The organism is Paraburkholderia saeva, assembly GCF_907164555.1.
In the GTDB taxonomy this organism is placed as follows: Bacteria; Pseudomonadota; Gammaproteobacteria; order Burkholderiales; family Burkholderiaceae; genus Paraburkholderia; species Paraburkholderia saeva.
This window is the reverse complement of sequence record NZ_CAJQZC010000008.1, coordinates 67,714-93,771: the sequence shown is the minus strand read 5'-3', so window position 1 is coordinate 93,771 and position 26,058 is coordinate 67,714. Positions and strand designations below refer to the sequence as shown.

Sequence of the window (26,058 nt, the reverse complement as noted above, 5' to 3'; positions counted from 1 at the left end):
TGCGTCACGGCGACGCAGACCACCCGCGTACGATGCAAATTGAGGACCGGATGCCGCCGACAGGTGACACGCCTACTGATGGCGAGTCGATCGAACATCGCATTTTCCGCGCACGCCAGCTCTCTATCGGCCTGACGCTGCCGCTCCCGCGCAAGGGACACATCGTCGCGGATTTCGGCGAACAGATCGCGCTCGCGCCGATCCTGCGCGAGGCGCGCGAGTCCGGCACCCATCACGTCACACTGAATGTTCCGGCATCGCCGCGTGCGCCGCGCGATGTCATCGAAGAACTTGCAGCGCACGTATTGCCTGAATTTCATTACCCCGGCACTGCAGCCGGCCCCTGAAGCGAGCCCCATGTCAGAACACACAAAAACCGTAAGACCGCTGGTGATTGCCGCGGTGATGGCCACGATGGCGATGGTCGCGATCGAAGCCACCATTGTCTCGACCGTGATGCCGCAGATCGTGACCGAACTCGGCGGACTGCATCTATATAGCTGGGTCTTCTCGTCGTTCCTGCTTGCGCAGACGGCGATGACCGTCGTGTTCGGCAAGCTTGCCGACCTGTACGGACGCAAGCCCGTGATGCTGATCGGCATCGCGATTTTTCTGGCGGGCTCGGTGCTGGCCGGCTTCGCATGGTCGATGCCGGCGATGATCGCGTTTCGCCTGATTCAAGGCGTCGGCGCAGGCGCGATGCAGCCTGTTTCGCTGACGATCGTCGGCGACCTGTATCCGGCGCGTGAACGCGGCAAGATCCAGGGCTATCTCGCGAGCGTGTGGGCGATCTCGGCTGTCGTCGGGCCGATGCTTGGCGGCCTGATCATCCACGATTTCTCGTGGGCATGGATCTTCTGGATCAACGTGCCGATTGGCATCCTGTCCGCAATCGGCTTCGTGCGCTATCTGCACGAACACGAACGGCACGGCAGGCCTTCGATCGATATCGCGGGCGCGGCGCTCTTCACGCTCGCGATTGCCGCACTGATGATGGCGCTGACCGATTTCGGCACGTCGGACTATGCGCGTGGCGCGCTGGAGCTGGCCGCGGCCGTCGTGTGCGGACTTCTCTTCGTCGTGCAGGAACGGCGCGCCGCCGACCCGATGATTTCGTTTGCGCTGTGGAGCCACCGGCCGATCGCCGCGTGCAACGCCGCCACTGTGCTCTCGGGCATGGCGCTGATGGGACTGACGACGTTTCTGCCGATGTACGTGCAGGGCGTGCTGCACCGCTCGCCGGTCATCGCGGGTCTCGCGCTGACGATGATGATGGTCGGCTGGCCGAGCGGCGCGACGCTCGCTGCCCGCACGTTTCATCGCATCGGACTGCGCCGCACGTTGATCGCCGGTAGTGTGTTCCTGCCGCTTGGCGCCGTCTTCTTCGCCACGCTGACGCCTGACAGCTCCCCGGTTTTCGCAGGCATCGGTTCGCTGGTGATGGGGTTCGGGATGGGCGTCGTGAGCGTCAGTTCGCTGATGCTGATCCAGGAAATCGTGACGGCGTCGGAGCGCGGCAGCGCAACGGCGTCGAATCTGTTCTCACGCAATCTGGGCAGCACGCTCGGCGCCGCGATGTTCGGCGCGGTGCTCAACTATGGCTTGAGCCATTCGCAGGGCATCGCCGCCGTCACGTCAGACCAGTTGCGCCAACTCCTCGACTCGGCTGCCGACGTGGTGCGCGACAACGCCGTGCGGCTCGTGCTGCATCATTCGCTGCATCTCACGTTCGCGTCGATTCTCGTGATCACGCTGGGCGCGGTGGTCTCCGTGATGATGGTGCCCACGATCAAGCTGCGGCCAGTGGGTGAGGCGTCGACCAGCTGACTGCGTCGCCGCGCGGCGGCCGGCCATCGCCCCGTGCCGCGCACTTGCCGCTCAGGTCAGGTTGGGTTTCGCGGGCGGATACGGCCGCTTCAACAGCGCGATCACGACCTGATGCGCGGCGGCAATTGCCGCCGCTTCGCTCTCGAAGATCGCGTTGTCGACGACCTGCTGCAGCGGCAGCACATCGACCGGCGCGTCAGCGCCGTCATCGATCGTGCTGATTGCGGCGAACGCGGCCCACCCGCCGTTGTGGATGAACTGCCGCGCCGATAGTTCGAACTGGTAGGGTCCAAGCGTTTCCACATGCATCGAATCTCTCCTGAAAGAGCCAGCCGTTAAAACCCGGAGCCTTACGCACCCGCCTGGGCCTGTGCCTTTGCTTCCAGCTCAGCAATACGTTTGCGCAGGCCGCGCTCTTCCTGGAAGCGGCTCGTTTCGTCGCGAATCACTGCGACGATGCCGGTCAATGTCTTCTCCGGTCCATACAGCAGCGCGACGGTAAAGGCGATCGACAGCGAACGGCCATCCTTGTGAACGGCGGGCACGCGCAGCACGTCGTTGCCGTAACGCGTCTCGCCCGTCTCCATGGTCTTTTGATAGCCCTCCCAGTGACGTCCGCGCAACCGCTCGGGGATGATCACATCGAGCGATTTGCCGAGCGCTTCCGCTTCGGTGAAGCCAAACATGCGCTCGGCGGCGGGATTCCACAGCGTGATATTGCCGTCGGTGCCTGAAATGACGACCGCGTCTCCGATCGCCGTGACCAGTTGCTGATAATCGATGGCTGCCTGCATGGTTCGGGCGGATCTCCGTTGATAGCGGCCGCGGTGATCGCGGTCGCTGGTGTCATAGTGAAAACAGCGCCCACGGGGGCGCTGTTTCAACGACGTACCGCACTCCTTCAAGTTGCGGACGTCACATGCGATCCTGTGAAACGGTCAGATCACTTTCGATTCTCTCAGATTCTCGATCTGGCTCCGGCTGTAGCCGAGACCTGCGAGGACTTCTTCGCTGTGCTCGCCCAAGAGCGGCGAGCCGGTGATTTCAGGCTTCATGTCCGAGAACTTGATCGGGCTGCCCACCGTCAGATAGCTGCCGCGCTGCTTGTGCTGCACTTCGGTGATGGTGCCGCTGGCGCGCAGTGACGGATCGTTCGCAAGCTCCTTCATCGACAGAACCGGCGAGCACGGAATATCGAACTTGCGCAGGATGTCGACTGCTTCGAACTTCGTCTTGTCGGAGAGCCACTCTTCGATCACCTTGAAGATTTCGAAGATGTGCGGCTGACGCGCTTCAGCAGTCTTGTACGCCGGATCGTCGATCCATTCCGGGCGGCCGAGTGCGCGGCAGATCGGCTCCCACGCGTGACCCTGCACCGTGAAGTAGATATACGCGTTCGGGTCCGTTTCCCAGCCCTTGCACTTCAGCACCCAGCCCGGCTGGCCGCCACCGCCGGCGTTGCCGCCGCGCGGCACGACGTCGCTGAATTCGCCGTGCGGATATTGCGGATACTCTTCGAGGTAGCCAACGCGGTCCAGGCGTTGCTGATCGCGCAGTTTCACGCGGCACAGGTTCAGCACGCTGTCCTGCATCGAGACTGCAACCTTCTGTCCCTTGCCGGTCTTGTCGCGGCCGATCAGCGCGGTCAGGATGCCGATGGCGAGGTGCATGCCGGTGTTGCTGTCGCCGAGCGCCGCGGCGCTGACGGTCGGCGGACCATCCCAGAAGCCCGTCGTCGATGCCGCGCCGCCTGCGCACTGCGCGACGTTTTCATAGACCTTCAGGTCGTCGTAGTGGTGGCCGTCGCTGAAACCCTTCACCGAAGCGACGATCATCTTCGGGTTCAGTTCGTTCAGGCGTTCCCACGAAAAGCCCATCCGGTCGAGTGCGCCCGGGCCGAAGTTTTCAACCAGCACGTCCGATTCGCGGATCAGCTTCTCGAGCACTTCCTTGCCTTCCGGCTTCTTGGTGTCGAGCGTCAGCGAACGCTTGTTGCTGTTCAGCATCGTGAAGTAAAGCGCGTCGACGCCCGGGATATCGCGCAGCTGGCTGCGCGTGACGTCGCCGGAACCCGGGCGTTCAACCTTGATCACATCGGCGCCGAACCATGCCAGCAACTGCGTGCAAGCAGGACCCGCCTGTACGTGAGTAAAGTCAATGATCTTGATGCCATCGAGGGGTTTGCTCACTTGTATCTCCTAATGGACGTAACGGATGTTATTTCTTCATTGCCGCGCTTTGCGGATTCAGGTTCGTCAGGCGACCGCTTTCGGTGCCGGCGGCTTCATCGATCACTGCGTTGATGAGCGTCGGCTTGCCTGATGCGATTGCTTCGAGCAAGGCCTTCGTCAATTCTTCGGGCGTCGTGGCGTTGTGTCCGATGCCGCCGAACGCCTCGATCATCTTGTCGTAGCGCGCGTTCTTCACGAACACCGTCGGCGCGACGTCCTTGCCGCCCGTCGGGTTCACATCCGTGCCGCGATACACGCCGTTGTTGTTGAAGACGATCGTGCAGACCGGCAGGTCATAACGGCAGATGGTTTCGAGTTCCATGCCGCTGAAGCCGAACGCGCTGTCGCCTTCGATCGCGACGACCGGCTTGCCGCTCGTCACCGCAGCGCCAATCGCGAAACCCATGCCGATGCCCATGATTCCCCACGTGCCCGAGTCGAAGCGCTTGCGCGGCTCGTACATGTCGATGATGCTGCGGGCGTAGTCGAGCGTATTGGCGCCTTCGTTGACGACGTTGATGTCGGGGCGCGTCTTCAGCACGTCGCGGATCGCGCGCAGGGCGCTGTGGAAATTCATCGGCGACGGATTCTTCGCGAGCGTTGCGGCCATCTTCGCGAGGTTCGTGCTCTTGCGCTCGGTGATCGCGCCGGTCCATTCGATGCTGGGCTTCGGGAAGCTGGCATCGAGGCCGGCCACGAGCGCCGACACGCACGAACCGATGTCGCCGATCACCGGTGCCGCGATCGCCACGTTGCTGTCGATTTCCGTCGGCGAGATGTCGATCTGGACGAACTGCTTTGGTTTGCCCCAGGTCTTGCCCTTGCCGTGCGAGAGCAGCCAGTTCAGACGCGCGCCGATCAGCACGACGACGTCTGCTTCAGCCAGCACGAACGAACGCGCGGCGGAAGCCGACTGCTCATGCGTATCCGGCAGCAGGCCCTTCGCCATCGACATCGGCAGATACGGAATGCCGGTCTTTTCGACGAACGCGCGGATTTCCGCGTCGGCCTGTGCGTAGGCGGCGCCCTTGCCGAGCAGAATCAGCGGACGCTTCGCGCCCTTCAGCAGATCGAGCGCGCGCTGTACCGATTCGGGCGCGGGCAGCTGACGCGGCGCTGCGTCGATCACGCGGATGAGCGAATTCTTGCCCTTCACGGCGTCCATCGTCTGGGCGAGCAGCTTGGCCGGCAGATCGAGGTACACGCCGCCCGGACGGCCGGACACGGCCGCACGAATCGCGCGCGCTACACCGATGCCGATGTCTTCGGCGTGCAGCACGCGGTATGCGGCCTTCGCGTACGGCTTCGCTGCGTTCAGCTGATCCATCTCTTCGTAGTCGCCTTGCTGCAGGTCGACGATCTCACGCTCGCTCGAACCGCTGATGAGAATCATCGGGAAGCAGTTCGTGGTGGCGTTTGCGAGTGCCGTAAGGCCGTTCAGGAAGCCCGGCGCCGACACCGTCAGGCAGATGCCCGGCTTCTTTGTCATATAACCGGCGATGGCCGCCGCATTGCCCGCATGCTGCTCGTGGCGAAAGCCGATGAAGCGCATACCCTCGGCTTGCGCAAGGCGAGCGAGGTCGGTGATGGGAATGCCGACCAGACCGAAAATCGTATCGATGTCGTTTGCCTTCAGGGCATCGATGACGATGTGAAAGCCGTCGGTTGTCTGCGCTACTTCTGCAGCTGCGGTCTGCGGTTCAATGGTCCCAACTACTTCTGCCATGACGTCTCCTCCTTGGCGGGGCGTGTGTGTTGTCTCGTGATATACAATATTCCAAACACAATATTAGTCAAGCGCGTTTTATCGGTCATGAAATCGTGCTGCTCTGCAGCGTAGACAGAGTCACTGAATTTGCTCACTTCCAGCGATTCATTTGCCGCACTGCGTCAATGTTGCATTTGCCACAAACCCGACTGCGTTGGACCGATGGGGCATTTCCATCATGGATTTCACGCCGTAAGCCGACGGGTCTCCAGTGAGGGTTTTCCAGCATGCTTTCCTTTCATCCAGCTGCTGATAAAGCGGCGTTACTGGACGAAATTGCCCTTCAACACATTCTTTATTTTGGATATCACATACGTATACGCAGCTATGCTCGCGTGATTTTCATATCGCCGCCACCTCAATCCATAAATCAAAGATTATGATTAACGAAATAATCTTTAACTATCATCTATCGTTCTGACGCCCTACGCTGTATCTACGTTATCGATCACCGGAGAGACATCATGGGCGACGCACACTTCCACGGACACCAGACGGAACGCGAACAGGCGATCCGCACCCAGCTCTGCGCATACAACACGGCGTTCGCCGAACTCGGCCTGCGCTTTCGCTGGGACGCACAGACGCTCGAATCGCTCGCTTCCATCGACGGCGAGCAGGCACGCATCGTCGCGTACATCGAGGCGAATCATCCGCATCTGCTGAACGCCTACAGCGCTGCATTCCTGAGCGAAGCCATCCTCGCGAAAAAGACCGCAATCGCGCCCGATGCATTGCCCACACGCACCGACGCCAGCGCCGGCGCACAATCCGCTCAGCCGGCTTCGCAGGGCTTCTCGTTTGCCGTGTACTGGTCGGGCGAACCGGATCTGCCTGCGCTCGCTGGCGCCTGATTCCACGCCTTACCTTCCGTCTCATGCCGCGCCCTCTCGCGCGGCAAACTTTCCTGCCTTAACGTGTAAAACTCACCCCGCTGCCTGCGCAACGGGGTGAGTTTTTTTCACTGCGCAAGCCTCATTGACGGCTGTTGCCAGCCGCCAGCAGATCCAGGCTGCGTATTGCCGTGAGTGCTCGCGTCAGTGGTGGCTCAAACTCGAACTGGGCGTCACGCTGGCGGCATTCACCGCGGCACTGTCGCTCGACTCGATCCAGCGTTTGCGCATCGGCGCGAGAATGAACTTCGCGGAAATACCGGCCGCAATCGTCACCACAGCGGCCACGATGAAAACGAGGTTCCAGCCGCCCGTTGCCGACAAAACCGAAGCAATCGGCACGATCAGCGATGCGGTACCCTTCGCCGTGTACAGCGTGCCCGCATTGGCGGCCGCGTATTTGCTGCCGAACGTATCCGCGCAGATCGCCGGGAAGATCGAGAAGATCTCGCCCCAGAACAGGAAGATCAATGCGGCGAACGTCATGAACGCATATGGATTCGTGCCGTACTCCATCATGCCGAGCAGCGCGAGCCCTTCACCGATGAAGATAAAGAACATCGTGTTCTCGCGGCCGATCTTGTCGGAGATGAAACCGCACAACGGACGCGTGAAGCCGTTGCAGATGTTGTCGATCGACAGCGTCATCGTAAGCAGCGGCAATGTCAGGCCGAACATGCTCATCGGCAGCTTGGCGAGGCCCCAGTCTTTCGCGATCGGGCCGATCTGCGCGGTGGCCATCAATCCGCCAGCTGCAACCGCGACGAACGAGGCGTAGATCACCCAGAACACCGGTGTCCTGATCATCTGGCTCGACGTGTAATCGGTCTTGCTCACGGCGAACTTTTTCTTCACCGTGCTGGCCGCACGCGGTGCCGGCTTGAGCAGCAGCAGCGCCAGCACAAAGATGCACACGCCCTGCAGAATGCCGAAGAACAGGAACGTGTGTTCGTAGCCCGTGCGCGTGATCATGTTGGCGATCGGGATCACGGTGACCGCCGCGCCTGCACCAAATCCCGCTGCGGTCAGACCTGCCGCAAGCCCGCGACGGTCCGGAAACAGTTTCAGCGCATTGCCCACGCACGTGCCATACACGCCGCCCGCGCCGAGACCGGCGATCACGGAAGCCGCGTACAACTCAGGCAATGTCGTTGCGTATGAATTCATGACCCATGCGACGCCTGCGCACAGCGCGCCGACAGCGACGACCGGTCGCGGACCAAACTTGTCGACGAGCCATCCTTCGACCGGCACGAGCCACGTCTCAGTCAGAATGAAAATCGAGAAGGCCAGCTGGATCGATGCCTCGCCCCAGTGGTGCCGCGCGTTCATTGGTGCGACGAACAGTGTCCATGCATATTGAAGGTTCGCGACCAGCGCCATGCATAGCATGCCGATCACCAGTTGACACCAGCGGTTCGCAAAAATGCCGTTCGCCGGGGATTGCCGGGTCATTCCGTCCATGTGCCTTGTCTCCGCTATCTGATTGATGCCGGCGTCCTGCTGTGTGCGTTCTGATGCGCAGTATTGAGTTGTGCTGCGCCGGCTTATACGGAGTCATGCTAAGGACATTACATATTCATGAATAATCAAAATTCGTTATCGTATTCATTCGCTATTGCTTATACATTGAATTATGTAATTCAGGATCACGAATCATTTAGTAACGCCAAAAAGCCCGGTCGCATTCACGGCCCGGGCTTGTCGATAGCCGTCTTCGAGAAAGACGGCTTTTAAGCGTCAATCAGTCAGTCGAGAAAATCGCAATGCGCCTCCACAAAGGCTGCGAGGTCAAGCGAATGCTGCCGCGTGAGTCTTTCGGCGAGTTCGGTATCGCGGCGCTCCAGTGCTTCGATAATGCGCAGGTGATCGACAATCGAGCGCGATGCACGATCGCTTTGCGAGATCGTCAACCGGCGAATGGCGCGCACGTGGATAAAAATATTCTTGATCGTGTCGAGAATGACCTGCGATTTCGACAGTTCGACAATGGCCTGATGAAACGTGATGTTCGCGTCCGAGTAGTCGGCGATGTGATCGGTGGGCGTCGTGTCGTGGAAGTGATCGAACATGTGACGCAGGCGCGCGATTTCCGCATCGGTGGCGCGCAGCGTGGCGAGTCGCGCCGCCATGCTTTCGAGCGCCGCCCACATCTGGATCATCTCGACGATCTCGCGTTTGCTCTTGCGCACTATATAGATACCGCGTCGCGGCACGGTGCGCAGAAAGCCTTCCTGTTCGAGCCGGGTCATTGCCTCGCGAACCGGCGTGCGACTGACACCCAGCGATTCGCTCAGGACGCGGTCATCGAGACGCACGTCTTCGCGTGTCTGATAGATATCCGCATCGGCAATCGCCTGGCGCAGCATCGCGTAGGCGCGGTCCCGAAGACTCACGCTCGCGCCGATCGGCCGCAACGACAACGTCAGCGGCACTGCCGCTACCTCGGTTTGAAGTTCTGACAAGATGCGTCGCCTCCCGTTGGACCTACGCGGCGCGTGACGCGATGGGAACGCGTCCGGCGAGGTGCGAAGATCATGACGAAATACTGAATTTAGTATATCAGCCATCGATTGTGGACCGGATTGGAACATTCCGCATCCCTTTTTTGTGCATTTAGCGATGTTTTTCCAGTTTGATGGAATATAAATCCGTTAAACTGGAACACATGGACATCACTTCCCGCATTGCCCGCCGCGTCCGCGAACTGCGCGACGCGCGCGGCTTTTCACTCGACGCGCTCGCTGAACGCAGCCGTGTGAGCCGCTCGAACATTTCACTGATCGAACGCGGAGAGAGCAGTCCGACCGCGACGGTGCTCGACCGGCTGGCCGTCGCGCTGGGCGTGAACCTGTCTTCGCTCTTCGAGGAAAGCACCGAGGCTGCCGCCGCACCGTCGCCGATGGCCCGCGCCGCCGATCAGCCCGTCTGGACGGACCCGGTTTCCGGCTACGTGCGGCGCAGCCTCTCGCCTGCCGCGGTTTCGCCAATCCAGCTCGTCGAGGTCATTTTTCCGCCTGGCGAGCGCGTCGCGTACGAAACTAGCGCGCGCGAATCGGAGACGCATCAGCAGGTGTGGATCATCGAAGGCGCGATGGATCTGATCGTCGGCGACGAACACTGGCATCTCGAAGCCGGCGACTGCCTGACGATGCGTCTCGACTGCCCCACCCTCTTCAGCAATCCGACGTCGGCGCCCGCGCGATATCTCGTTGCGCTGGCGACGTTGTCCCCGACACGCCTGAGGCGGCACGCATGAGCGAAACCATCACGATTCGACGGCTCGATGCCGATGCGGCCATGGCATGCGTGAACGCGCTTGCGGACGTGCTGGTGGATTGCGTCGAAGGTGGCGCTTCGGTCAGCTTCATGCTGCCGTTTCCGCGTGAGAAGGCGCTTGCGTTCTGGCGCGGCGTCGCCGAAGGCGTCGCGCGCAAGGAACGCGTCCTGCTCGTCGCGCAGGAAGAAGACGGCACGATCGCCGGCACCGTGCAGCTGATTACGGCGCAACCCGATAACCAGCCGCATCGCGCCGATGTAGCGAAGATGCTGGTGCATCGCCGCGCAAGACGCCGCGGCGTCGCGCAACGTCTGATAAACGCCGTCGAACACGTCGCGCGCAACGAAGGCAAGTCCGTGCTCGTACTCGATACGGTGACAGGCGGCGACGCCGAACGGCTTTACGCGCGCGCCGGATGGCAGCGCGCAGGCGTCGTGCCGAATTACGCACTGATGCCGGACGGCGCGTTCTGCGCGACGACGTTTTACTACCGCCTGCTTTGACCGTGCCTTGACCAGTACGCAGGCGCGAAAACCGCCTGACCGGCGAAACCGCTATGGTGTAACGCGCGATTTCCAGAACGCCTGCTGGACGCGCATCACTTCTTCCTCGACGTCCTCGACGGGTCCGATCAGTTCCACCTGTTTCTGGCAATGATCGAAGACGTAGCGCGAAGAGACACTCATCGTCGGATTTTCCGCGTGACTGCCCGTTGCTTCCAGCAGACGCTTTTCCGTCATGCCGAAGACCACACGTCCGATATTTGCCCAGTAAGCCGTGCCCGCGCACATGCAGCACGGCTCCACCGACGTGTACAGCGTGCAGCTCCATAGATAGTCCGGCGTGAAATTCAGCGCCGCCACGCGCGCGAGAACGGATTCGGCGTGATTGACCGTGTCGACGTTGCCCTGCTCCATCAACACGGTTTCCTGGTCGGGACCCACCAGAATCGCGCCGAACGGGTGATGGCCCATCAGCGTCGCGCGTTCGGCGATCGCACTCGAATGCCGCAGATGACGCACGATCTGCTCGTGCGTCGGGGTGAGGCCTTGCGGCGGATACGCCGATACTTCGCCGGTTGAACCGGATGTGACTGTGAGGCTCACGTAACGTCTCCCTTTAATACTTGTTGCCCGTTGCGGGTGACCGCGCGGATTACTTCGGCACTGTACCGTCCACGCCTTCCACGAACCAGTTCAGACGCTGCAGTTCCGCGTCGGCCAGCGACTTGCCCGCAGCGACCTTCACCGCGCCTGACTGATCCTTGATCGGGCCTGCAAACGGATCGAACCTGCCGGCGATGATGTCGTCACGCTTTTGCGTCATCGCTTTCTGCGCGGCCGGTGAAACGGCGTCCGTGTTGATGGAAGCCAGATCGATTGCTTTCTCCTTCAGGCCCCACCACACCGGCGCGTTCGTCCACTTGCCCGACTGCACCTGCTCGACAAGATGCGTGTAATAGACGCCCCAGTTGCTCACGCACGCACCCAGTTGTGCGTTCGGGCCGAACTTCTTCATGTCCGAATCCCAGCCGAATGCGTGCACCTTCTTCTGTTCGGCGGTCTGCATCGTCGCGGTCGAATCGGTGTTCTGGATCAGCACGTCCGCGCCCTGCGCGATCAGCGTTTCGGCTGCCTGCTTTTCCTTGCCCGGATCGAACCAGCTGTTGATCCACAGCACCTTCACCTTCGTGTCCGGATTGACCGAGCGCGCGCCCAGCGTAAACGCATTGATGTTGCGGACCACTTCCGGCACCGGCACGGAGCCGACGAAGCCCAGTGTCTTCGTTTTCGTCGTATAGCCCGCGATCAGGCCCGCAAGATACGCGCTCTGATACGTGCGCACGTCGTACGTGCCGAAGTTTGCCGCTTTCTTGTAGCCCGTCGCATGTTCGAACACGGCGTCGGGGAAATCCTTCGCGACCTTGAGTTCGAAATCCTGAAAGCCGAAGCTCGAACCCACGACGATCCTGTTGCCCTTGTTCGCCAGATCGCGGAACACGCGTTCCGAATCCGCCGATTCGGGTACGTTCTCGACCCGCGTGACCTTGACCTTGTCGCCGAACTGCGCCTCGACTGCCTTGACGCCCTGCTCGTGCGCGTACGTCCAGCCCGCATCGCCAGGATTGCCGAGATAGACGAACGCAATGCCGAGCGGCTGCGGCGCCGCGGCGCTGGCGCCCGGCGCCACGCCTGCACCCAGCACGGCGAGCACTGCAGTCGAGATGCGCAATGTGCGATTGAGCGCGCGAGCCATTTTTGTTTTCATGAATTCTCCGGTAACGGTCGTCGATCTGAAAATGCCTGTTGGCAGTTCTGGTTGTTTTCACAACGAAAGCGTCATGGTCACGAGCCAATTCATCGCGAAATATTTGCACCTGTTATCGCCGGTATAACGGAATCACTATCTACTGCGTGACAAGGCGGGTCGACCCGTCGGCACTCGCGCACTTCGCTGGGGCGATGCGCGTCATGTGTGTGCGCCATGCACTTCGTTGCGTCCGAGACGATCCGAATCCTCACAAACGCGGCCTCGCGCCGCCAGATAACTGGACTCCGGCACGTGCCCGGCGGATTCACTACACTTGAGCGACCCGGTTGCTCAGGAAGGAGTGATTCAATGGTGACGCGAAAGACGGCGACAACGCCCGCAGCAAAGGAAACGGCGAAAGCCGCTGCAAAACCCGCGAAAAAGACAACGCCGAAGGCTGCAGAGAGCACGGCACGGATCCGCGTCGGCATTGGCGGGTGGACGTTCGAACCATGGCGCGGCGTGTTCTACCCTGAAGATCTCGCGCAGAAACGCGAACTCGAATACGCGAGCCGCCAGCTGACGACGATCGAGGTCAACGGCACGTTTTACGGCTCGCAAAAGCCGGCTACGTTCACGAAGTGGCACGACGAAACGCCAGACGACTTCGTCTTTTCGCTAAAAGCGCCCCGCTTCGCCACTAACCGGCGGGTGCTGTCGGAAGCGGGCGATTCGATCGAACGGTTTTTCGCAAGCGGCGTGCTCGAACTGAAGAACAAGCTTGGACCGGTCAACTGGCAATTTGCCACGACCAAACAGTTCGATCCCGACGACTTCGAAGGCTTTCTCAAGCTGCTGCCAAAGCGCGTGGACGGTCGCGCTATCCGTCACGCGGTCGAGGTGCGGCACGAGAGTTTTTGCAACGAAGCGTTCGTCGCCCTTGCACGCGAATACGAAGTGGCGATCGTGATGGCGGGTGACTCAAAATATCCGCAGATAGCAGATCCGACCGCGCCGTTTGTCTATGCGCGGATCATGGGCACGAGCGAAGCGCAGTCGAAAGGCTATTCGAGCAAGGCGCTGGATATGTGGACCGCGCGGGCGCGCACATGGGCCGCCGGCGGCACGCCAGAAGGTCTCGACATGTTCGGCGAGGCGAGCGCATCGAAGACGCCGCGCGATGTCTATCTCTATGTGATCAGCGAATTCAAGGCGCACAACCCGGCCGCGGCGATCGCGATGCTCGAACGGCTGAAGAGACGCACTTGAACGACCAAGGCGATGCAACCATCGACTAGGGAGAGGCAGTGCCCGGCAATGCGTTGCTCACCTTGAGATGCTCTACGAGCAATTTTGCGTGGGGCGTCAACGTCGCGAAATCGCGGGCGCACAGATGAAGCTGGCGCGACCCCCACGGCTCCGACAGCGGCAGGATCTCAAGGCCAGGCCGCCGCAACGCGACCACCGACGCCTCAGAAAGAATCGCGATTCCAATCCCCGCTTCGACCAGCATCCCCACGTTCTCGACGCTTCGCAACTTGAGACGATAGTTGATCTGTCGCCCGAGGCGCGACGCACGCTGGCCCAGATGCGTTTCAAGCGCTGCATCCGACATACCCACGAACGCCTCGCCGACGATATCCGCGAACGCCACGCTCGCCTGCCCGGCGACGCGATGCCGCGTGCTCGCGACGACCACCAGCTGATCGCGCGCGAGCAAATGGGTTTGCAGCGTCGTCAGGTCGGCGATATCCGCGACGATCCCGACTTCAGCGCGCCCTTCCGCGATCGCGAGCACGATTTCGCTGCTCGGACGCTCTTCGAGGTCGACGGAAAGATCGGGCCAGGTCGCGAGAAAGCTGCACAACTGCTGCGGCAGGAACGCGGCGAGCGCGGCCGTGTTCGACAGCAGGCGAACGCGCCCTTTCAGGCCCGTGGCATACGTGTGCAGCTCGCCGCGCATCTGCTGCACCTGATCGAGGATAAGGCGCGCGTGACGCACCAGCGCGTCGCCGGCTGCGGTCGTCCTCACACCCCGGCGCGTGCGCTCGAGTAGCGGAGCGCCAAGCGCGGACTCCATCCCCGAAATGCGCTCGCTCGCGGACGCGAGCGCGAGATTCATCGCCCGCGCGCCCTGCGTCAGGCTGCCATGTTCGATCACGCTGAGAAAAAGACGCAGATCGGTCAGGTCGAATCGCACGCGTGCCTCCCTTCGGTTTTGGCGAAGTCTAGCATTGGAAAAGCCAGATTGCGGAGGCGTGACGCCATCGCTACGATGCATCGAATGAACCCGCTATTTTTGCTCACAGGTGCCGGACTGCTGGCGGGCGCGATGAATGCGCTAGCCGGAGGCGGCTCGTTTGTCAGCCTCCCCGCGATGATTCTGGCCGGTGTGCCACCGGTTCAGGCGAACGCATCGAGCACGGTCGCACTCTTTCCCGGCGGCATCGCGAGTGCGTGGGCGTATCGCGACGGACTCGGCCCGATCGGCACGGTATCGCTGCGCCCGTTGCTGGCGATCACGCTGGTGGGCGGCGTCATCGGCGCGTTGCTGCTGTTGTGGACGTCGCCGAAAGCCTTCGACTTCGTGTTGCCGTGGCTGCTTCTCGTCGCGAGTCTGGCGCTTGCGTTTGGACGCAGGCTGGGTGAAAGGCTGCGCCGGCACTGGCGTATCTGGCCGTCGATGGTCATCGCGGTGCAGTTCGCGCTCGGTGTCTACGGCGGATATTTCGGCGGCGCCGTCGGCATCATGATGCTGGCCGTCTGGGGGTTGCTCGACAGCAGCGACATCAAACGCCTGAACGCCCCGCGCACGTTGCTCGTCAGTGCGACGAACGCGATGGCCGTGCTGACCTTCATCATCGCGCACGCCGTGCACTGGCCCGAGACGCTGCTGATGCTCTTCGCCGCAATCGCGGGCGGTTACGGTGGCGCGCAGATCGGCCGCCGCGCGCCAGCCGCCCTGATCCGCTCCGGCACGCTGCTGCTGACTGTCTGCATCACGCTGGCGTTTTTCGTCCGCGCCTACGCGCCCACGTTGAAATAATCGCCACGGCACGCCGTTTTATCCTTGGCAGGACGGCAGATCACGCCTCTCTCCCGCCATCGGAGATGTGAAGCGGCAACAACTTGCATGAGACAGGAGACGTGTAATGATTTCAGCCCTGCTCGACACCATGGGTGCGCTGGCGATCCTCGCCAGCGTGGCAGCAAAGATCGCCATGATCCGGCACATGCGGAATCACGATCACGTCGTCTGAGCCGTCTTCGATCAGCCTGCGCCGGTCACTTCGTCCGGCATGCATGCGGGCGGGCTGACGTCGCTGTACTCGCGGCTGTTGCGCGACGCAGCAATGTCACACAACCGGCGCATCGAGCGTTCGGGGTGAATCAGCCAGAACGCGGCGACGCTGGCCACGACAAGCACCGAGCCGAGAAACAGAAACCCGTGTTCGAAGCCGGGCGCACGGCTGTGCGCAGCGCCGACAAAAAGCCCCATCAGCGCAGGCGCGACAAATCCGGCGAGCGTTGCGACCGAGTTGTTGATCGCGAGCCATGCGCCCCGCTGCGCGGGCGGCGTGACTTCACCAATCATCAACGGGCCGAACAGAAAAATCAGCTGGCCGAAACCCGCACCCAATGTCAGGCACACGATTTTCAACGGCGCGCTGATATCGGTGGTCGTCAACAGAAATGCAATCCCCGTCAGCGCGATCGCTCCGCTCGTCACAAAGCCGCGCGACGCGCGCGACGACACGCCTTTGCTGAACAGATACTGCGAGAACCATGACATCACCAGAGAAGCCGGAATCGCCGCACCGACGATCAGCGAGAAGAGCCAACCCGCATCGGTCGCGGAATAACCAAGGCCGAGCCGCAGATAAGCGGGAAACCAGGTGAAGCACAGCGACAGAACGAGAAAGCCCGCGAACGACAGCAGAAATATGCCGACGAGCGTCGGGTCGGACATCAGCGCGCGGTACGGCACCCGGGCGGGCACCTGCGCACTCGCGCGTGCGGAAGCGATACACGACGATGCGTCGGCCGCTTCCTGACCCGAAGGTTCATCGACCGTGCCTTCCGCGCCGAACACCAGCCACAGCGTCGTCCAGATCGCACCGACGATGCCGAGCGCGAGAAACGCGGCGTGCCAGTCGTAGTGGATCATCAGCCAGGTGAGGCACGGCCCCGCCACAAGCATGCCCATGTTCGCGCCCTGCTGCACGATCGCGGTCGGGATGCTGCGTCGGCTGTTGTCGAACCACTTGTACGTGGCATGGATGGCCAGCGCGTAAGCCGGCCCTTCGCCCGCGCCGAGCAGGACGCGACATGCGATCAGCAACGGAAACGACACCGCACCGACCAACGGAAACTGCACGAGCGCCCACACGGCCGACAGGATCGCCAGCAGCCATTTCGTCTTGACGCGGTTCGCAACAAAACCAAAGACGATGCCTGAGATCGAGAACAGCACGAAAAAGCTGCTGCCGACGAGTCCCAGTTGCCCGGGCGTCAGCCCGAGGTCATGCATCATCGGGACGGCTGCGAGGCCAATCACAGCCTTGTCGGCGAAATTGATCAGCATGAACAGGAACACCAGCACCACGACCACCCATGCGCGCCATCGGCGGTTCGATTCTTTCAACATGTCTCCTCCTTGATGCCTGCGGGGAACGCCGGTCTGGTCTCGATTGCCAGATTGATCGGGGTCACCGGTCAGCGCGCCCGGTGGGGTCTCTTTAGTCGATGCGCCGGATCGGGGGCCACGTATAGCGATGCTCCAGATGCGCTGCGCCCGGGATATACACACGCAATGTCACGTAGAACGGCGCTGCCGGTGCGGGCAGCCAGTTGCATTGCAGCGTCTCGTCCTGCGGGGACTGCGCCGACAGGCGCAGCGTCAGTCCGGTGCCGCTGTAACGTAACTGCTGCGAGCGGTCGCCCACCGAGTAGCGGTCGATGACGTTGTCCACCAGCATGCAGGACGCCTTGTCGTACATCGTGAGCGACCAGAATGCCTTCGCCTGCGGCAGACCGCCGGACGGAAACGCCAGTTCATACGTGTAGCGACCGTCGAGCGGCCGTCCTTCGCTGTCGCAATCGGCGGAGAAATACATCGCCTCCTCGATTCCCAGCGCGCCGATGTAGTTCCAGCAGACATGGGCGCGGGCAAAGTAGTCATCGCCAAACGAATCGCGCACTTCGACCGGCAGGAACCAGCCGCCGCCGAGCGCCGAAGGATGCGGCACGTCCAGTTCTGCGATCACCTGTTCGAGCGCTGCGCCCAGCGCGGCGAACGCTTCGTCGTCCCGCGCGGCAGGCTTCGATGAATCGCCAATGCCAATACCCACAGCAGCAAACTTGCTGAGGTAGGCACGCTCCGTGGCCGGCGGCGGATTGCGCAGCAGCGCGGCGTTGACGACTTCGGCGTAGCGGCGCGCGTCGCCCACGGTTTCGCGGCGGTCCATGCCGACGTCGAAACGTCGAGCCGCAGTGCCGCCGTCCAATGTTGTCAGAAGAAACCGGTCCTGCAACGCGTGCACCGCCTGCAGATCCTGCGGACCCTCCACCAGCACGCGCCCGATCATCCACACGTCGCGCGTCGGACAGGCGATCGGCGTGATCTCCGTCAGATCGATATCGGCGGGCAGCGGCATGTCACGGTAATGCAGCAGGAATTTGCCCGCGCCGTTGCCCGTCGTGCGGGTGCCGATCGAACTGAACGGATTCGTATAGAAGTCCAGCAGGCCGAGCACGTAGTAGCGGTCCCCCGTATCGGGCACCGAAATCAGCAGTGGCGCCTCACCGACGTCGAGCCATCCGCTGATGTACAGCGTGTCGTTGTTCGGCGTCACGACCTTGCGGTGCTGCGGACCAAGCAGCTGGCGGTCGCGCATCAGACGGTTGACCCAGCAGAGCGTCGAATCCGGAGTCTCGCCCGCGAACTGGCCGCTGTCATCGCGCCGTGGACACGTCGTCGCGCGCGAACGTGCCATTTCGAATAACGGCAGCGTGTAGACCACGGCGTCGCGGGCAACCGCCGCGAGGGAATTCGCCGGATCCGGCGGTGTAGCCGGATGTTCGGGCGCCAGGACGCGTGCGCTTGTAGAAAGGAACATGAATACCGCTCCATAAACAGGATCAAAGAAACGGAATCAAGCCTACGCCGGCCACGGCATAACGGAACCAGGGTTTCGCCATGTTAAACACTTTGGGCGAAATGCCTGCCTATACTGGGCTGACACTATCCCGCGGGCGGACGCCCTATGCGATAACCCGTGCCGGCGCAACGGCGCTGGGCGCCGCATGTTGCCGACCGCACGCGCCGACACGCAGTCACCCAGGAGGACGTTCCAGCATGACCCGTAGCACTGCACAGGAAGAATGGGCCTATGTGGCCGGCGTTCAGGCTTACGTTTACGGCTATCCGCTCGTCGAGATCGTCAGGACGTGCGCGCTGATGACGGCTGTCGATACACCAGGCGAATCCGGACGCGCGCCCGTCAACCAGTTTTCGCACTGTCCACGGCCGTGGACGCACGAGGACCGCGACGTCGTCACCCCCGCCAACGACCTGCTGTACTCGATGGCGTGGGTGAACCTGGCCGACGGCCCGGTCGTGCTGGCGACGCCCGCGCCAACGAGCCGTTACTTCGTGATGGAGCTGATCGACGCCTATAGCGACAACTTCCGCAACCTCAGCCCGCGCGTCGTGGGTCCGGACGCATCGCGCTTCGCGCTGGTCGGGCCGGACTGGTCCGGCACGCTGCCGGACGGCACGGAGGAAATCCGTTGCCCGACGAATCTCATCTGGGCGCTGGGGCGGGTGCTGATCGATGGCCCCGATGACATGCAGGAAGCGCGCGCCTTCCAGACGCAGTTCACGCTGACGGCAACCGGTAAAAGCCGTCTGCCGCAATCGGTCATCGACTATCAGACGACGAGCCGCTCCGGCATCGCGTTCTTCGAGAATCTCGCGCGCGCGATGCAGGACAACCCGCCGCCTGCCGTCGATGCTGGCCTTGTCGCGCAGTTTGCGCGCATCGGTCTCGGGCCTGGCCGGCGTTTTGACACAGGCCCTGGCAGCGAAGCGCGAATCGCAGGCCTTACGCGTGCGGTAAAGGCCGGCGCGCAGATCATCGAAGGCCATACACGCAGCCGTCGCGCGCTGCCGTGGTCGATCAACTACGCGGGCGGCCGCCTCGGTACCGATTACCTCGCGCGCGCATGCACGGCAATGAAAGGACTCGGCGCGCTCGCGAGCGACGAAGCGCTCTACGCGCTCGGCGATTTCGACGCGAGCGGCGAGCAGTTCGACGGCGCCCGGCAGTACGTGCTGCATTTCCCGGCGAATCAGTTGCCACCCGTCGATGCATTCTGGTCCGTGTCGATCTACGGCAGCGACTTCTACTTCGCGGACAACCCGATCCGGCGCTATGCCATCGGCGACCGTTCGCGCGATTTGCGCTACGGCACCGACGAATCGCTCGACATCCATATCCAGCACACAGAACCGCGACAAGGCATCTCGAACTGGCTTCCAGCGCCCTCGGGACGTTTCTATCTGATCCTGCGCCTGTACCATCCGCGCCAGGAAATCCTGACGCGCGACTACGTCATTCCGGCTGTCCGGCGGGTCGAGGAGAACCCGGCTGGCTGACAGACGCAGCGGCCTGTCCATCTGGACAGGCCGCCTCCCACGCAACATCCCGCTCAGACGGTCATTACGCTGCTTCTTCGCCACGCGATGGCGCTGCTGCCACGTTCATCGGCGTATCGCTCGCGCTCGCCGGTGAGAGCCTCTGCAACCGGCGCACCGATCGCTCCGGATGCATCAGCCATACACCCAGCAGGCCGGACGGCACCAGTACGCAGCCCAGCACAGTGAATCCGTGTCGGAAGCCTTCGGCGACACCGCCCGCATTGCCGACAAAGTGGCCCATCAACGCCGGTGCAATGAGCCCCGCGAGCGTGCCCAGCGACGCATTGATGCCAAGGCACGCCGCGCGCTGTGACGCGGGCGTGACTTCACCGATCATCAGTGGCGCGAAGAAGAAAATCAGCTGACTCAGCACACTGGTCGCCGCGAGACACGCGACCTTCGCGCCTGCGCCGATCTCCGCGATCGTGCCGAACAGCGCGCGACACGCGAGCTGAGACCGCGCGCCGCCATCCACTGCGAAACGGCTGACATCGCGAGCGTCACCGGAATGCCCGCACAAACGATCAACGAGAAGAGCCACCCCACGTCCGCTGCGGGATAGCCAAGCGCAAGACGCAGATACACCGGAAACCACGTGAAGCCCACCGAAAGCACTGCGTATCCGACGAACGTGAGCAACACGCATCCGAGCAGCGTCCGGTCTGACATCAGGTCACGATAGCGCACACGCGTGTGCGGTTGCACACCGCCGTTCACCGCCGACGCTGCTGCGTGATCGTCGACCGTGCCTTCTTCGCCGAGCAGCAGCCATACAACAGTCCACGCGCATCCTGCAAGCCCGAGCGCGAGGAACGCGCTGTGCCAGTCGTAATGAATGATGAGGTAAGTCAGGACCGGACCGGCCACCAGCATGCCCGTATTCGCGCCCTGCAGCACGATCGCGCACGGCAGGTTGCGTTTGCTGTTGTCGAACCATTTATACGTCGCGTGAATCGCGAGCGGATAAGCAGGCCCTTCGCCCGCACCGAGAATGACACGGCACGCGATCAGCAACGGAAATGACGCCGCACCCACCAGCGGAAACTGCACGACGGCCCAGATCAGCGAAAGCACCGCCAGCAGCCATTTCGTCTTGATGCGATTCGCGGCAAAACCGAACAGCACCCCCGAAATCGAAAACAGCAGAAAAAAGCTGCTGCCGACAATCCCAAGCTGCTGCGGCGAAAGACCGAGATCGCGCATCATCGGCACGGCCGCGAGGCCGACGACCGCCTTGTCGGCGAAATTGATCAGCATGAACAGAAACATCATGACGACGACCACCCATCCGCGCCATCGGGTTGCTATGGGGAACATGTTTCCTCCTCGACCGTAGCATGCCAGATGCACGCGTTAGAACCGCTGCTGCAACGCGAGGCGCACGCCGATCTGGTGGTCCGTCGCGGACGGGCTGAAGCCGCTGATCGAAGCCACCGCAGGCTGGCCCAGCGAATCGCGACCGCTCGCGCGCTGCAGCACGGTCAGCAGATAGACGCTCGTGCGCTTCGACAGGTTATAGATCGTGCCGAGATCCAGCTGGAGATATTTCGCGCCGCCATCGCCATTCACGGAGTTGCGGTCGGTGTAGTGGATCGCACTACCGACAAGCCACGCCGGCGTGATGTACGAGCGTGCGCTCAGCTCGAAGCTCGTGAACGAAGCGGTGCCCGTGTACCCCAACGGATTCGGACCCGACGACGAACCGAGCCCCTCGAAACGCGCATTCGTCACGACGAATCCGAGCGTGACTGCGCTGAACGCGTACTGAAGCGCGGCGCCCGCAATCTGGGTCGTCTTCGCAGACGCGTAGCCGGCATCGACCGGATACGACTCCGGCGTCGTCGGCGAACCGAACGAACCGATATTGTTGGCGCTCGTCGTGCCCTTGTTCGGCGTCGTGCCATACAGCGACACGTTGGGGTCACGCGCGTTCAGATAGCCAGCCGCAACCAGCAGCGAGCCCACGCCATAATGCGCGCCGAGCGACCAGAGCTGGTTCTGCGTCACGTTTCCGGCGACGCCGCCGAGGCTGTAGAGCCCCGCTGCCGCGAAGCCGCGGTAATCGGGCGTGCGGTACTTGATCGCGTTGTTGATCCGGCTGGTGTTCGACAGGCTGTCGACGTCGTCGGGCTGCGCGCCCATGTAGCCGGCCCATTGGCCGGTCGCCGTCAGTGGCTGAACGAAGTCGGTGTACGTGTCGTATTGCCGGCCGAACGTGACGGTGCCGAAGCCACCCTGCAAGCCGACATACGCCTGACGGCCGAACTCCGCGCCGCCCTGGGCGAGCGCGCCGTTGTTCAGCGTGTAGCCATTCTCCAGCACGAAGATGCTCTGAAGTCCGCCGCCCAGATCCTCGACGCCACGCAAGCCCCAGCGGCTACCCGCGACGCCGTTGGCGCTCCCGTCGGACATCGCGAACTGATGCGCGCCGTGCGGTCCCGACGCCGTTCGCGATGTCTGCGAGTTGTTGACGTATGTGAGGCCGATGTCGATCAGCCCGTAGAGCGTAACGCTGCTCTGTGCGTGCGCGCTGAATGCGAGTGTGCCGAGCAGCCAGCCGAGGTGCCGGATTTTCATGGACGAGTCTCCAGTTTCAGATTGTGTTTATGTGAGTAAAACCAGTGCGGCGCGGCCGAACAATTTCGACCGTCCGCAATCCCCGATGCGTCTAACGCGTGGTCGTCGCACACTGCCGGAGCGCGCGCTGCGCGATCGCGGCGCGATGCACTTCCGATGCGCCGTCGAAGATGCGAAACGGACGCACCTCGCGATAGAGCGCGGACAACACGGTGTCGCCAGAAATACCGAACGCGCCAGTAAGTTGAACGGCGCGGTCGACCACCCGCCCGACGGCCTCTGAGACAAAGACCTTCGCCATCGACGATTCCTGCTTCACGGACTGTCTCGCGTCCATGCGCGTCGCGACGTCGCAGGTCATCAGGCGCGCGGCATACAGGTCGATCTGCGAATCGGCGATCAGCGTCTGCACCGCCTGATGCTGTGCAAGTGGCTTGCCGAACGAGTCGCGTCCCACGACGTAGCGCGCCGCGATATCGAGCGCGCGTTGCGCTGCGCCGATAAACCGCATGCAATGCGTCAGACGCGCGGGTTCGAGCCGCAACTGCGCGTGGCCGAAGCCTTCGCCAACCTCGCCGAGCACCGCGTCGTCTCCGACCGTGCAGCCCTCGAAGTCCAGCTCGCAATGCGAGCTGATGAAGCCATCGAGTGCATCGATCACGCGCACCATCCGGTAACCCGGCGTATCGGTATCGACGATGAACATCGTCGGGCCGCCGTCGGTCTGTGCCATCACGATCGCGAAGTCGGCGCCGAGCGCGCCGCTGATGAACCACTTGCGGCCGTCGATCACCCAGCGGCCGTCGCGCCGCGTGGCACGCGTAAGCAGCATCGATGGATCGGAGCCCGCGCCCGGCGGCGGCTCGGTCATCGCGAAACACGATCTCGCCGTGCCCGCTGCGAGCGGCTTCAAATAGCGTTCGCGCTGCGCGTCGGTACACAGCTTCGCCAGCATCAGGATGTTGGTTTCGTCGGGCGGCCCGGCATGCAGCGCATGCGGACCGAGCAGGCTGCGACCGGCCTCTTCGAGAATCACGGCGCGCTCGCGAAACGACAGCCCGAGGCCGCCGAGTTCGCGTGCGATGCCGGGGCCGAGCACGCCCGCGGCGCGCGCTTTTTCGCGCAGGCTGCAAATCACCCTGTCCTGCGCGGCGAAGTCGTGTGCGAGCGCGTTGTCTTCGCACGGAATCACGTCTTCGTCGATGAAAGCGCGCACGCGCAGTCGAAGTGTCTCTAGCGGCGTCTGGCTGTCGCTCATGGAAATTCCGATGTGGTTCGTGTCAGGCGTCGGCGCGTGCCGTGCGCGCGACGATCAGCGCGTCGACGGCGCAGGCGGGTTGTCCGTGCGGCCGCGCGATAAACGGATTGATGTCGATCGATTCGATCGTGTCCACGTTTGCCGCGGCGAAGCGCGACAACGCAGCAAGCGCGCCGGCGATGGCATCGACATCGACGGCGGGTTGACCACGCACGCCGCCGAGTACCGGCCAGCCGCGAATCTCGCGGATCATCTGATGTGCTTCTGCAAGATCGAACGGCGCGCGCCGGAAAGTCACGTCCTTCAGTACTTCGACGAGGATCCCGCCGAGGCCGAACATCACGACCGGCCCAAACACCGGATCGCGCGTCACGCCGAGAATGCATTCGACGCCGTTCGCGATCATCGGCGCCACGAGCGCGCCTTCGATCCGCGCGCCGGGCACCGCACGCGCGGCGTTCTCCGTGACGCGCGCGAATGCCGCGCGCACTGCTTGCTCGTCGGCGAGGTGAAGCGCGACGCCGCCGACGTCGGACTTGTGCGCGATATCCGCCGACAGCACTTTCAGCGCGACCGGAAAGCCCGTCGCGAAAGCCGCTTCGGCGGCTTCGCCGGCGGTTGAAACCGCGCGGCTTTGCACCACCGGAATGCCCGCTGCGGCAAGGCGCTGCAGCGCGGCGGCTTCGTCGAGACGCTCGCCTTGCAGGACCACCGGTTCAGGCAACGCAATCGGCGCGCTCACGCGATCGAAGTGCTTTCGAAAGCGGTGCAAGGCCGCGATCGCGCGCACGGCGGCGGCGGGTTCTTCGAAAGTGAGGCAACGTTGCGCTTCGAGAAAATCACGGTTCGCTTCGTCGAAGATCGATACGACCGCGACCGTCAGATCGGGATGCGCGGCGCGCACGCGTGCCCAGAGATCCGTGACGAGTGGTCGGTGCTGCGTCGAAATGCCGGTGACCGCCTGAAACGACACCAGTGCGTCGTAGCTGCCGTGCGCGAGCATGGTGTCGACGGCGTCGCCGAGCAGCGCGGTGTCGTTGAGCACCTGGCCCGTGATGTCGACCGGATTGACGGCCGACGCGAACGGCACGCGTTCGAGAATCACCTGCTGCGCCGCCTGCGGCAACGTGGGCACTGAAAGACCGAGCCGGTGCGCTTCGTCGACCATCAGCACGCCCGCGCCGCCCGAAATCGACACGATGCCGAGCGCGTCCGAAGCGGGCATCGGCGCAACCGAGCATGCATAGCCGATATCGAACAGCTCGTGAATATCATCCGCGCGGTACACGCCGTACTGCCGCAGCACCGCATCGTAGATTTCATCGCAGCCCGCGAGCGATGCCGTATGCGACGCGGCTGCGGCCGCGCCCTGCGTCGTGCGCCCGACCTTGCACATCACCACCGGTTTGCGCTGCGCGCGCGCAAGGTCAAGCGCCGCGCAGAGCCTGTCGCCATTGCGCGCGCCTTCGAGGTAGCAAAGGATGACGGAGGTCGCTGGATCAAGCGCCTGCCACGCGAGCGCATCGGCGAGTTCGATGTCGGCCTCGTTGCCGGTCGACACGAAATGGCTGACGCCGAGACCGCGCCGCTGCGCCAGCATCAACGCGAAGATGCCGAAGGCACCGCTCTGACTGATAAGACCGATATTGCCGCGCAGCGGCGCGGCGATTTTCAGTGCCGGCGTGAAGGTCGCGAAGACGCGCTGATGGTTGTTCACGAAGCCAAGGCAGTTCGGTCCGAGCAGACGAATACCGCTTTCCTCGACGAGCGCGCGCAGGTTGTTTTGTGCGCGCCTGCCTTCGTCGCCGGTTTCCGCGAAGCCCGACGAAAACATCACGATTGAGCGCACGCCCGCGGCGACGGCGTCCTCGACGGCCGACATGACGCCGGACGCGGGTACAGCACAGATCGCCATATCGATCGGCGCGCCGACCGCACGCAGGGAAGGCCACGCCTGCAGGCCCTGAATGCGGTCCTGCTTCGGATTGACGGGATAGATCGCGCCAGGATAGCGCTGGCTCAGCAGATATTCGACGGGCAGGCCACCGATCTTCTCAGGGTTCGACGACGCGCCGACCACGGCGATGGATGCGGGATTGAAGAGCGCGTCGAGCGCGGCGTGTTCGCGTGAAGACAAAGGCATTGAGACCACTCCGGAGCAGGAACAAGGTGTGGTTCAAGCCTAACAACCTGACAAGATGCCGATATTAGGGTTTCGCTATGTTAAACACCGATGCGCCGCGCGCTGCGCTGTGCTTGAATAGGAAAGCGC

23 protein-coding genes and 1 pseudogene are annotated in these 26,058 nt (G+C 62.8%); 8 read left to right on the top strand and 16 right to left on the bottom strand.

Annotation, left to right across the window (positions count from 1 at the left end):
- Positions 1-50 precede the first annotated feature (50 nt).
- Positions 51-203, top strand: a pseudogene (locus LPA36_RS29610) (LLM class flavin-dependent oxidoreductase); the annotation flags it as partial.
- Between the two features lie 154 nt (positions 204-357).
- Positions 358-1,827, top strand: a complete 1,470-nt coding sequence (locus LPA36_RS20490) for an MDR family MFS transporter (RefSeq protein ID WP_228880730.1) — start codon at positions 358-360, stop codon at positions 1,825-1,827.
- A 51-nt stretch (positions 1,828-1,878) separates the two neighbouring features.
- Here LPA36_RS20490 and LPA36_RS20485 read toward each other — a convergent pair whose 3' ends face one another.
- The 4 genes from LPA36_RS20485 to oxc all read right to left on the bottom strand — a co-directional run bounded on the left by LPA36_RS20485 (position 1,879) and on the right by oxc (position 5,784).
- Complete coding sequence (locus LPA36_RS20485; RefSeq protein WP_228880728.1) at positions 1,879-2,136, bottom strand: hypothetical protein; 258 nt, start codon at positions 2,134-2,136, stop codon at positions 1,879-1,881.
- A gap of 41 nt (positions 2,137-2,177) precedes the next feature.
- Complete coding sequence (locus tag LPA36_RS20480; protein ID WP_228880726.1) at positions 2,178-2,621, bottom strand: PAS domain-containing protein; 444 nt, start codon at positions 2,619-2,621, stop codon at positions 2,178-2,180.
- 144 nt (positions 2,622-2,765) lie between these two features.
- Positions 2,766-4,016, bottom strand: coding sequence for a formyl-CoA transferase (gene frc / locus LPA36_RS20475; RefSeq protein ID WP_228880724.1), 1,251 nt, complete (start codon positions 4,014-4,016; stop codon positions 2,766-2,768).
- Between the two features lie 28 nt (positions 4,017-4,044).
- Complete coding sequence (gene oxc, locus LPA36_RS20470; protein WP_228880721.1) at positions 4,045-5,784, bottom strand: oxalyl-CoA decarboxylase; 1,740 nt, start codon at positions 5,782-5,784, stop codon at positions 4,045-4,047.
- A 506-nt stretch (positions 5,785-6,290) separates the two neighbouring features.
- Between oxc and LPA36_RS20465 the strand changes: the two genes are divergently transcribed.
- A complete protein-coding gene (locus LPA36_RS20465) occupies positions 6,291-6,680 on the top strand; it encodes a hypothetical protein (RefSeq protein WP_228880719.1) in 390 nt (129 codons plus the stop codon).
- A gap of 183 nt (positions 6,681-6,863) precedes the next feature.
- On the opposite strand, the gene oxlT is transcribed toward LPA36_RS20465, so the two are convergent.
- Together oxlT and LPA36_RS20455 are read right to left on the bottom strand one after the other, a co-directional pair.
- Positions 6,864-8,183 (bottom strand): oxalate/formate MFS antiporter, encoded by a 1,320-nt coding sequence (oxlT, locus tag LPA36_RS20460; protein ID WP_228880717.1) that lies wholly within the window; start codon positions 8,181-8,183, stop codon positions 6,864-6,866.
- Between the two features lie 284 nt (positions 8,184-8,467).
- Positions 8,468-9,187: a GntR family transcriptional regulator gene (locus LPA36_RS20455; protein ID WP_228881135.1), complete on the bottom strand. Its 720-nt coding sequence runs from the start codon at positions 9,185-9,187 to the stop codon at positions 8,468-8,470.
- Positions 9,188-9,387: 200 nt separating this feature from the next.
- Between LPA36_RS20455 and LPA36_RS20450 the strand changes: the two genes are divergently transcribed.
- Positions 9,388-9,978 (top strand): helix-turn-helix domain-containing protein, encoded by a 591-nt coding sequence (locus LPA36_RS20450; RefSeq protein WP_228880716.1) that lies wholly within the window; start codon positions 9,388-9,390, stop codon positions 9,976-9,978.
- The gene (locus LPA36_RS20445; RefSeq protein WP_228880709.1) at positions 9,975-10,502 is read left to right on the top strand and encodes a GNAT family N-acetyltransferase; all 528 of its coding nucleotides are present in this window, start codon (positions 9,975-9,977) and stop codon (positions 10,500-10,502) included. The genes LPA36_RS20450 and LPA36_RS20445 overlap by 4 nt, the downstream gene beginning before the upstream one ends.
- Before the next feature lie 51 nt (positions 10,503-10,553).
- Here the strand turns inward: LPA36_RS20445 and LPA36_RS20440 are convergent, their stop codons facing one another.
- Positions 10,554-11,105: a nucleoside deaminase gene (locus tag LPA36_RS20440; protein ID WP_228880705.1), complete on the bottom strand. Its 552-nt coding sequence runs from the start codon at positions 11,103-11,105 to the stop codon at positions 10,554-10,556.
- Between the two features lie 49 nt (positions 11,106-11,154).
- A complete protein-coding gene (locus tag LPA36_RS20435) occupies positions 11,155-12,267 on the bottom strand; it encodes a BMP family ABC transporter substrate-binding protein (RefSeq protein WP_228880702.1) in 1,113 nt (370 codons plus the stop codon).
- Positions 12,268-12,618: 351 nt separating this feature from the next.
- Between LPA36_RS20435 and LPA36_RS20430 the strand changes: the two genes are divergently transcribed.
- A complete protein-coding gene (locus LPA36_RS20430; protein WP_228880698.1) occupies positions 12,619-13,518 on the top strand; it encodes a DUF72 domain-containing protein in 900 nt (299 codons plus the stop codon).
- Between the two features lie 25 nt (positions 13,519-13,543).
- Here the strand turns inward: LPA36_RS20430 and LPA36_RS20425 are convergent, their stop codons facing one another.
- Positions 13,544-14,449, bottom strand: a complete 906-nt coding sequence (locus LPA36_RS20425) for a LysR family transcriptional regulator (protein WP_228880696.1) — start codon at positions 14,447-14,449, stop codon at positions 13,544-13,546.
- Between the two features lie 84 nt (positions 14,450-14,533).
- Between LPA36_RS20425 and LPA36_RS20420 the strand changes: the two genes are divergently transcribed.
- Positions 14,534-15,295: a sulfite exporter TauE/SafE family protein gene (locus LPA36_RS20420; RefSeq protein ID WP_228880695.1), complete on the top strand. Its 762-nt coding sequence runs from the start codon at positions 14,534-14,536 to the stop codon at positions 15,293-15,295.
- A 225-nt stretch (positions 15,296-15,520) separates the two neighbouring features.
- Here the strand turns inward: LPA36_RS20420 and LPA36_RS20415 are convergent, their stop codons facing one another.
- A complete protein-coding gene (locus LPA36_RS20415; protein ID WP_228880693.1) occupies positions 15,521-16,897 on the bottom strand; it encodes an MFS transporter in 1,377 nt (458 codons plus the stop codon).
- A gap of 91 nt (positions 16,898-16,988) precedes the next feature.
- Positions 16,989-18,368: a DUF1254 domain-containing protein gene (locus LPA36_RS20410; protein ID WP_228880692.1), complete on the bottom strand. Its 1,380-nt coding sequence runs from the start codon at positions 18,366-18,368 to the stop codon at positions 16,989-16,991.
- 239 nt (positions 18,369-18,607) lie between these two features.
- Between LPA36_RS20410 and LPA36_RS20405 the strand changes: the two genes are divergently transcribed.
- Entirely contained in the window at positions 18,608-19,909 is a 1,302-nt protein-coding gene (locus LPA36_RS20405) for a DUF1254 domain-containing protein (protein ID WP_228880690.1), read from the top strand.
- Positions 19,910-19,973: 64 nt separating this feature from the next.
- On the opposite strand, the gene LPA36_RS20400 is transcribed toward LPA36_RS20405, so the two are convergent.
- The 5 genes from LPA36_RS20400 to LPA36_RS20380 all read right to left on the bottom strand — a co-directional run bounded on the left by LPA36_RS20400 (position 19,974) and on the right by LPA36_RS20380 (position 25,929).
- Positions 19,974-20,324: a hypothetical protein gene (locus LPA36_RS20400; protein ID WP_228880688.1), complete on the bottom strand. Its 351-nt coding sequence runs from the start codon at positions 20,322-20,324 to the stop codon at positions 19,974-19,976.
- Entirely contained in the window at positions 20,318-21,268 is a 951-nt protein-coding gene (locus LPA36_RS20395) for an MFS transporter (RefSeq protein WP_228880686.1), read from the bottom strand. Before LPA36_RS20395 ends, LPA36_RS20400 begins: the two co-directional genes overlap by 7 nt.
- Positions 21,269-21,304: 36 nt before the next feature.
- A complete protein-coding gene (locus tag LPA36_RS20390; protein WP_228880684.1) occupies positions 21,305-22,528 on the bottom strand; it encodes a porin in 1,224 nt (407 codons plus the stop codon).
- A 91-nt stretch (positions 22,529-22,619) separates the two neighbouring features.
- Entirely contained in the window at positions 22,620-23,786 is a 1,167-nt protein-coding gene (locus LPA36_RS20385) for an acyl-CoA dehydrogenase family protein (protein ID WP_228880682.1), read from the bottom strand.
- 22 nt (positions 23,787-23,808) lie between these two features.
- A complete protein-coding gene (locus tag LPA36_RS20380; protein ID WP_228880680.1) occupies positions 23,809-25,929 on the bottom strand; it encodes an acetate--CoA ligase family protein in 2,121 nt (706 codons plus the stop codon).
- Between the last annotated feature and the right edge of the window lie 129 nt (positions 25,930-26,058).

Excerpts from the sequence above, each read along its gene's own strand:
- LPA36_RS20490 (WP_228880730.1), top strand. The coding sequence starts at position 358 with ATGTCAGAACACACAAAAACCGTAAGACCGCTGGTGATTGCCGCGGTG.
- LPA36_RS20485 (WP_228880728.1), bottom strand. The coding sequence starts at position 2,136 with ATGCATGTGGAAACGCTTGGACCCTACCAGTTCGAACTATCGGCGCGG.
- LPA36_RS20480 (WP_228880726.1), bottom strand. The coding sequence starts at position 2,621 with ATGCAGGCAGCCATCGATTATCAGCAACTGGTCACGGCGATCGGAGAC.
- oxc (WP_228880721.1), bottom strand. The coding sequence starts at position 5,784 with ATGGCAGAAGTAGTTGGGACCATTGAACCGCAGACCGCAGCTGCAGAA.
- LPA36_RS20465 (WP_228880719.1), top strand. The coding sequence starts at position 6,291 with ATGGGCGACGCACACTTCCACGGACACCAGACGGAACGCGAACAGGCG.
- oxlT (WP_228880717.1), bottom strand. The coding sequence starts at position 8,183 with ATGGACGGAATGACCCGGCAATCCCCGGCGAACGGCATTTTTGCGAAC.
- LPA36_RS20450 (WP_228880716.1), top strand. The coding sequence starts at position 9,388 with ATGGACATCACTTCCCGCATTGCCCGCCGCGTCCGCGAACTGCGCGAC.
- LPA36_RS20445 (WP_228880709.1), top strand. The coding sequence starts at position 9,975 with ATGAGCGAAACCATCACGATTCGACGGCTCGATGCCGATGCGGCCATG.
- LPA36_RS20435 (WP_228880702.1), bottom strand. The coding sequence starts at position 12,267 with ATGAAAACAAAAATGGCTCGCGCGCTCAATCGCACATTGCGCATCTCG.
- LPA36_RS20430 (WP_228880698.1), top strand. The coding sequence starts at position 12,619 with ATGGTGACGCGAAAGACGGCGACAACGCCCGCAGCAAAGGAAACGGCG.
- LPA36_RS20420 (WP_228880695.1), top strand. The coding sequence starts at position 14,534 with ATGAACCCGCTATTTTTGCTCACAGGTGCCGGACTGCTGGCGGGCGCG.
- LPA36_RS20415 (WP_228880693.1), bottom strand. The coding sequence starts at position 16,897 with ATGTTGAAAGAATCGAACCGCCGATGGCGCGCATGGGTGGTCGTGGTG.
- LPA36_RS20410 (WP_228880692.1), bottom strand. The coding sequence starts at position 18,368 with ATGTTCCTTTCTACAAGCGCACGCGTCCTGGCGCCCGAACATCCGGCT.
- LPA36_RS20405 (WP_228880690.1), top strand. The coding sequence starts at position 18,608 with ATGACCCGTAGCACTGCACAGGAAGAATGGGCCTATGTGGCCGGCGTT.
- LPA36_RS20395 (WP_228880686.1), bottom strand. The coding sequence starts at position 21,268 with ATGTTCCCCATAGCAACCCGATGGCGCGGATGGGTGGTCGTCGTCATG.
- LPA36_RS20390 (WP_228880684.1), bottom strand. The coding sequence starts at position 22,528 with ATGAAAATCCGGCACCTCGGCTGGCTGCTCGGCACACTCGCATTCAGC.
- LPA36_RS20385 (WP_228880682.1), bottom strand. The coding sequence starts at position 23,786 with ATGAGCGACAGCCAGACGCCGCTAGAGACACTTCGACTGCGCGTGCGC.
- LPA36_RS20380 (WP_228880680.1), bottom strand. The coding sequence starts at position 25,929 with ATGCCTTTGTCTTCACGCGAACACGCCGCGCTCGACGCGCTCTTCAAT.